Origin of the sequence: Sphingomonas aurea (assembly GCF_030678875.1) — a bacterium.
Classification (GTDB): Bacteria; Pseudomonadota; Alphaproteobacteria; order Sphingomonadales; family Sphingomonadaceae; genus Sphingomonas; species Sphingomonas aurea.
Map to the genome: position 1 here is coordinate 139,297 of NZ_JAUUDS010000008.1, position 6,240 is coordinate 145,536.

Here is a 6,240-nt window from a genome sequence, read left to right on the forward strand (position 1 = left end):
ATCCAACCTCTGGTTGATCCATCCGCTTGGCCGCCGGCTGCTGCCCCATGCGGTCGCGTACCGCATTTCCGCCAACATGGTGTCGATCACCGGCCTGCTGATCGGGACGGCCGCCGCGCTGTGCTATGCCCGGTTCGACGCGTGGCCTTTCGCCGTGCTCGGCCTGGTCCTCTCGGTCGCGTGGCTGGTCGCCGACGGGCTCGACGGCATGATCGCGCGGGCCACCGGCACGGCCAGCCCGCTCGGTCGCGCGCTGGACGGGGTGTGCGACCACGGCGTCTTCATCCTGATCTACGTCGCGATGGCGCTGGCGGTCGGCACCGCGCAGGGCTGGGCACTTGCGGTCGTCGCCGGTGCGGCGCACGCGATGCAGTCCAACCTCTACGAGGGGGAGCGCGCCCGCTATCACCGCCGCGCGAAGGGGATCGCCCGGCTCGACGGCACCGCCGCCGCCACCGGCCCGATCGTGCGCGCCTATGACTGGCTGGCCGGTACGCCCGAGCGGCTGGCGATGGCGTTCGAGCGGCGGCTGGCGAGCAGCGCCGATCGCAAGGGCCTTGGCGCCCGCTACGCCGCGCGCGCGGTCGCGCCGATGCGGCTGCTGGCACTCCAGACCGCGAACGTGCGCGTGCTGGCGATCTTCCTCGCCTGCCTCCTCGCCGAACCGCGGCTGTTCTGGTGGTTCGAGATCGGGCCGCTGACGCTCGCCGCCGTCATCGGCCTCGCCTGGCATCGCCGGGTCGAGCGGCACTTCATTCATTCCACGCACTTCGCCCCGGCCGACGCGCCGTCAGGGCTCTTCGTCAAGGAACAGGGACAGTAATGGGCAGCATCCGCATCGCCATCGTCGGCATCGGCAATTGCGCGTCGAGCCTCGTGCAGGGGCTGGAATATTATGGCGAGGGCAGCAACGACGCCGTCGGCCTGATGCACTGGGAGGTGGGCGGCTATCGCCCCGCCGACATCAAGGTCGTGGCCGCGTGGGACGTCGACGCGCGCAAGGTCGGCAAGGACGTGGCCGAGGCGATCTTCGCCAAGCCCAACTGCACCGCCGTCTTCGCCGCCAACATCCCGTCGACCGGCACCATCGTGAAGATGGGCGCGGTGATGGACGGCGTCGCCGACCATATGGCCGATTACAAGGACGAGCGGACCTTCGTCGTCGCCAACGATATCCAGCCCGACAAGGCGCAGGTGGTGGCCGAGCTGAAGGCGTCGGGCGCCGACGTGCTGATGAACTATCTGCCGGTCGGCAGCCAGCAGGCGACCGAATTCTACGCCGAATGCGCGCTGGAAGCCGGCGTCGCCTTCGTCAACAACATCCCCGTCTTCATCGCGTCCAATCCCGAATGGGCCAAGAAGTTCGAGGATGCCGGCGTGCCGATCATCGGCGACGACATCAAGGCGCAGCTGGGCGCGACCATCGTCCACCGCGTGCTGACCGACCTGTTCGCCAAGCGCGGCGTGAAGCTCGATCGCACCTATCAGCTGAACACCGGCGGCAACACCGACTTCCTCAACATGTCGAACCACCGCCGCCTCGAGTCGAAGAAGATCTCCAAGACCGAGGCGGTGCAGTCGGTCGCGGCCGAGCGGCTGGAGGACGAGAACGTCCATATCGGCCCGTCCGATTACGTGCCGTGGCAGAACGACAACAAGGTGTGCTTCCTGCGGATGGAGGGCCAGCTGTTCGGCGGCGTGCCGATGAACCTCGAGCTGCGCCTGTCGGTCGAGGATTCGCCCAATTCGGCGGGTGTCGCGATCGACATGGTCCGCTGCGCCAAGATCGCGCGCGACCGCGGCATCGGCGGCGTGATCGACCCGGCCTCCGCCTATTTCTGCAAGCACCCGCGCACCCAGATGACCGACGACCTCGCCCAGATCGAGGTCGAGAAGTTCATCGCGGCGGCCTGAGGTGATCCGGTCGGCGGTCCTCCTCGCCGCCGGCCATGGCAGCCGGCTACGCGCCTCGGCGCCGTACAAGCCGCTCTGCCCGGTCGCCGGCCGCCCGCTGATCGACCACGCGCTGTGCGGCATGGCGGAGGCGGGGCTGACCCGCGCGATCGTCGTGCTCGGCTATGGCGCAGAGGCGATCGCCGACCATCTCGCCCGTCGCCGCTGGCCGCTGGCGGTCGAGACGGTGATGACCCGCGACCATCATGAGCCCAATGGCGTCTCGGTCCTCGCCGCGGCACCGCTGCTCGCCGGCGAGCCGGCGGTGCTGGCGATGTGCGACCATCTGGTCGCGCCCGCCCTCTACACCCGGCTGGCGTGCACCGGGGCGGGCGACGGCGCGACGCTGGGCATCGACCGCCGCGTCGGCCACCCCTGGGTCGATCCCGACGACGTCACCTGGGTGCGGACCGAGGATGATCTGATCGTCGACATCGGCAAGGGGCTGGCCGGCGCCGACTGCTACGACACCGGCGTCTTCGCGATCGGCCCGGCACTGTTCGCCGCGCTCGGCAGCTTCGGCGCCCCCTCGCTCACCGACGGCATGCGGCTGCTGGCCGGCGAGGCTAGAGCGCGGGTGGTCGACTGCAGCGATCTCGACTGGATCGACGTCGACGACCCCGCCGCCCTGGCCAAGGCCGAGGCGTGGCAGCTGGCGCGGGCCGCGTAGCCGGTTCCCTCCGTCAAGCCCTTCACGGTATGTCTCAGCCCGATAACCTCCCCGGCGGAGGCCGGGGCCCAGTTGGGGGACGCTGATGAAGGACGTTGCGCTTCGTCACCACGGTCCATCTGGACACCCGCCTTCGCCGGGGATGTGCAACGCGATGCATCAGACGTCTGTCAGGCAAGAGGAGCATAGATCCTCACGGCACCATCCGCAGCGTCCATCGCCCCGCCGCGGGCAAGAAGGGCGCCGCCCGCCCCTCCACCCAGTCGCGATGCCCGCTGAGATAATAGGGGCTGACCGGGTTACCCGACTGCCCGGACGGCATGTGGAACAGCCCCTCCGCCTCATGCCCGGGCGACACCGCGAACCGCTCGCTGGCGCCGAAGCCCGGTCCCTGCGCCCGCACCACGCCGCTGTCCCCTGGCATCGCCTGGTCGGCCGGGTCGGTCAGCCACCCCAGCCCCGGCACGGACCGCGCCAGCGGATGATGCACGTCGGCCGGCGACACCACGCCCCAGGTGAACGCGTCGAGATCGCCGCCTGCGTCCGCCGTCACCGCCTCGGCGACGTTACGTAGCGCCGCATCGACGAAGCCGGCCCAGTCGCGCCGGCCCGGCGGCACCAGCGCCGCCGGCCGCGCGGTCAGCAGTGCGCGCAGCGTCCCCTCCGCCGCCGGGATGGTATAGTCGGCGGCAAAGGGCGGCTTGCCCCCCATGTACCGGCCATAGGCATCGCCCAGCGCCGCCCGCCGGAACCGCGCGATCAGGCGATAGCCGACCGACGCAGTCTCCGCCCGCCCGTCCCACGCTGCGATCGGCGCGATCATCGCCGCCAGCCGCGGATCGCTCGCCCGCGCGCGCAGCTCGCCCAGCATCAGCCGCTGCCACCAGCGGTTGCGCAGGCTGGTCGTATCGAGCTGGATCGCCAGGAAATCGCGTGGTCCGAACCGGTCGGCCGCGAACAGCCGCTCCCGGATCCGCCCTGCCCGAGATCCCGTGTCATAGCCCCCGTCGCCCAGCCGCGCATACTCCGCCCCGCCGACCACCCGCGCATTCGCGGTCCACAGCCGCCCGGCCGGCGGGTTCACGATCGTCGGCACCTCCCCCGCGTCCAGATGGCCACGCCAGCCGCGCCGTCCGTCCGCCCAGCTGGTCGCATCGCGCCCGTCGAAGCCGAAGCGGCGCGGTACCTGCCCCGCAATCGTCCAGCCGATCGCGCCGCTGCGATCGCCCACCACCAGGTTCTGCTGCGGGATGCCCGAGCGGTGCGCGATCTGCAGCGCCTCCGCCACCGATCCCGCCGCCTCCAGCGCGAAGGCGGGGGCGAGCCGGACCGCGCCGGGATCATGCGCGGTCCAGCGCATCGCGATCCGCCGCCCGAACGCGTCGTGCGCCACGATCGGACCCCAGATCGTCTCGTCGATGGTGAAGCGCCGGCAATCCGCATGGACGCACCAGGATTGCGCGACCCGCTGGATCGGCCGCGGGCCCTGCGGCGTGCGATAATATCCCGGCCTTCCTGCAACCGGCTCGACCACCACAGCATCGCTGGTATCGATATAGCTGTTGGTGAAGCCCCAGGCGATCCGCCCGTTGCTGCCCGCCACCATCGTCGGATTGCCCGGCAGCGTTACGCCGGTCACGTCCAGCCCCGCCGCCGGCACACGGATGCGCGCGCGATACCAGATCCCCGGCACGCGGATCGCCAGATGCATGTCGTTGGCGACCAGCGCCCCGCCGCTCGTCGATAGCCGCCCGGCAACCGCCCAGTTGTTGCTGCCCGGCACCGCCGCCTCGGCGGCGGCGGGAATGGCGGCGGGCGCCCGCTGCGGCACCAGCCGCGCCGGCAGCGCCACCGGCGGCAGCGTGGACCCGTCGATCGGCGTGTCGAGCGGGGTCGCGGATGGATAGAGCAGGTCGGCCAGTCCCCGCCCGCCGCGCCGCTCGGCGGTGGCGCGGAACAGCTCGATCCGCGGCACGGTCGATTGCAGGTCGATATACATGGCGAATACCGCCAACACCGTGTCCTCCGGCCGCCAGCGTACCGGCGTCGCACGGAGCAGCAGATATTCGAACGGCGTCGCCGCCAGGTCGTCCAACCCCCAGTTCACGCCGGCGGCATAGCGCGCCAGCATCGCCCGCTCGCCCGGCGTCGCCGCCGCGACGATCGCGCGCGCGCGGCTGCGGAACCGGTGGAGCAGCACCCGCCGGTCCGCCGCCGCGGTCGCGGGGCCGAACAGCGCCGACAGCTCGCCCGCGGCCGCGCGGCGCAGCCCGTCCATCTCGAAGAACCGCTCCTGCGCGTGGAGATAGCCGAGCGCGAACCCCGCATCGGCACGGGTCGCGGCGGTGATCGTCGGCACGCCTGCCGCGTCGCGGACGATCGTCACCGGTGCCGACAGGCCGGCGACCCGCACCTCGCCTTCCAGTCGCGGCCGCGCGCCATAGAGGTGCCAGGCGAACAGCCCCGCCGCCACCGCCAGCAGCACCGCAACCACCGCCGCCACTATCAGCGCGACCCGCCGCATCCACGTCCCCCCGAGTTGCCGAGAGAAAGGTCGCAGGTCGACGCAATGGCCGCAAGGCCCCCACTTCCCGACCCGTGCGTACGGGGCGAAGCCGAAGCACCGCCACCAGTGCGAGCGGAGCTTATGGAAGAGCCCGTTTGAAAGCTCGCGTTCCGAGGCGGTGCGAAGCAACGCCCTGTCGTCATTCCCGCGAAGGCGGAAATCCAGACGCGCACAGGCTGCTTGTCGAGCCGGGACGTAGGCGGTTCTGGATCCCCGCCTTCGCGGGGATGACGAAACATAGCCCGTTACGCTGAATGTCGATCCGGCCTGAGAAGCGGTGCCACCAGCGTCACGAAACTATAGGCCGGTCGCCCCTCGGCGCCCGGGTGATCCTCCCGCGCCACCTCGCGCCAGCCGGTGAAGGCGGGCACCACCGCATCCCCTTCCGGCGCGGCATGGACCTCGGTCAATTCGATCCGGTCCGGCGTGAACAGCGCGAACACCTCTGCGCCGCCGATCACCGCCACGTCGTCGCCCGCCAGCGCCAGCGCCTCGGCGGGACTGTGCGCGACCTCCGCACCCGGCGCAAACCAGTGCGGATCGCGGGTCAGGACGATGTGGCGGCGGCCCGGCAGCGGCGCGGGAAAGCTGTCGAAGGTCTTGCGCCCCATCACCATCGCGCGGCCCAGGGTCTGCGCCTTGAACCGCTTCAGGTCGGCCGGCAGGTGCCAAGGCAGGCGCCCGTCTACGCCGATTACGCCGTTATCGGCGCGCGCGAGGTGGAAGCTTATCATCCGCCGCCCATGCCCCTTCACGGGCGATCGCGCGACGGAAATCGCTCCCTCCGGCTGTCACCGGAGGGAGCGTTTAGGGTCAGGCGCCGAAGGTGCGCTGCCACCAGCCGCGGCGCGGCGAGTCGGCGTCCGCCTCACCCTCCGCAGCCGCCTCCGCCGGTGCCTCTGCCGCGACCGGCTCGGGCTCCGGCGCGGGAGCGGGCTCCGCCGCCGCCTCGGCCGCGACGTCGGCTGCCTTGCGCCGCGGGCGGCGCGGCTTCTTGGCCGGCTCCGCCTCGGCGACGGGCTCCGTGACCGGTGCCGGCTCGGCCACCGCC

The 6,240-nt window shown here is 71.5% G+C and carries 6 protein-coding genes; 3 read left to right on the forward strand and 3 right to left on the reverse strand.

Translation table 11 applies throughout. The annotated features are described in order from the left end of the window. Nucleotides 1–13 precede the first annotated feature (13 nt). The 3 genes from Q5H91_RS14170 to Q5H91_RS14180 are packed head-to-tail and all read left to right on the forward strand — an operon-like array spanning nucleotide 14 to nucleotide 2,623. Nucleotides 14–823, forward strand: coding sequence for a CDP-alcohol phosphatidyltransferase family protein (locus Q5H91_RS14170; protein ID WP_305174082.1), 810 nt, complete (start codon nucleotides 14–16; stop codon nucleotides 821–823). Further along, nucleotides 823–1,914 (forward strand): inositol-3-phosphate synthase, encoded by a 1,092-nt coding sequence (locus tag Q5H91_RS14175; protein ID WP_305174083.1) that lies wholly within the window; start codon nucleotides 823–825, stop codon nucleotides 1,912–1,914. The genes Q5H91_RS14170 and Q5H91_RS14175 overlap by 1 nt, the downstream gene beginning before the upstream one ends. Before the next feature lies 1 nt (nucleotide 1,915). Next, nucleotides 1,916–2,623 carry a phosphocholine cytidylyltransferase family protein gene (locus Q5H91_RS14180; protein WP_305174084.1) on the forward strand — a complete coding sequence of 236 codons (708 nt, stop codon included), beginning with the start codon at nucleotides 1,916–1,918 and terminating at the stop codon, nucleotides 2,621–2,623. 193 nt (nucleotides 2,624–2,816) lie between these two features. On the opposite strand, the gene Q5H91_RS14185 is transcribed toward Q5H91_RS14180, so the two are convergent. From Q5H91_RS14185 to Q5H91_RS14195, 3 genes are all read right to left on the reverse strand, one after another. After that, nucleotides 2,817–5,147, reverse strand: coding sequence for a penicillin acylase family protein (locus tag Q5H91_RS14185; RefSeq protein WP_305174085.1), 2,331 nt, complete (start codon nucleotides 5,145–5,147; stop codon nucleotides 2,817–2,819). Between the two features lie 287 nt (nucleotides 5,148–5,434). Beyond that, complete coding sequence (locus tag Q5H91_RS14190; RefSeq protein WP_305174086.1) at nucleotides 5,435–5,923, reverse strand: dihydrofolate reductase; 489 nt, start codon at nucleotides 5,921–5,923, stop codon at nucleotides 5,435–5,437. Between the two features lie 79 nt (nucleotides 5,924–6,002). Then, the coding region (locus tag Q5H91_RS14195; RefSeq protein ID WP_305174087.1) for a hypothetical protein at nucleotides 6,003–6,240 on the reverse strand (238 nt) is incomplete at its 5' end.

Coding starts and splice junctions, on each gene's coding strand:
- Q5H91_RS14175 (WP_305174083.1), top strand. CDS start 823: ATGGGCAGCATCCGCATCGCCATCGTCGGCATCGGCAATTGCGCGTCG.
- Q5H91_RS14190 (WP_305174086.1), bottom strand. CDS start 5,923: ATGATAAGCTTCCACCTCGCGCGCGCCGATAACGGCGTAATCGGCGTA.
- Q5H91_RS14185 (WP_305174085.1), bottom strand. CDS start 5,147: ATGCGGCGGGTCGCGCTGATAGTGGCGGCGGTGGTTGCGGTGCTGCTG.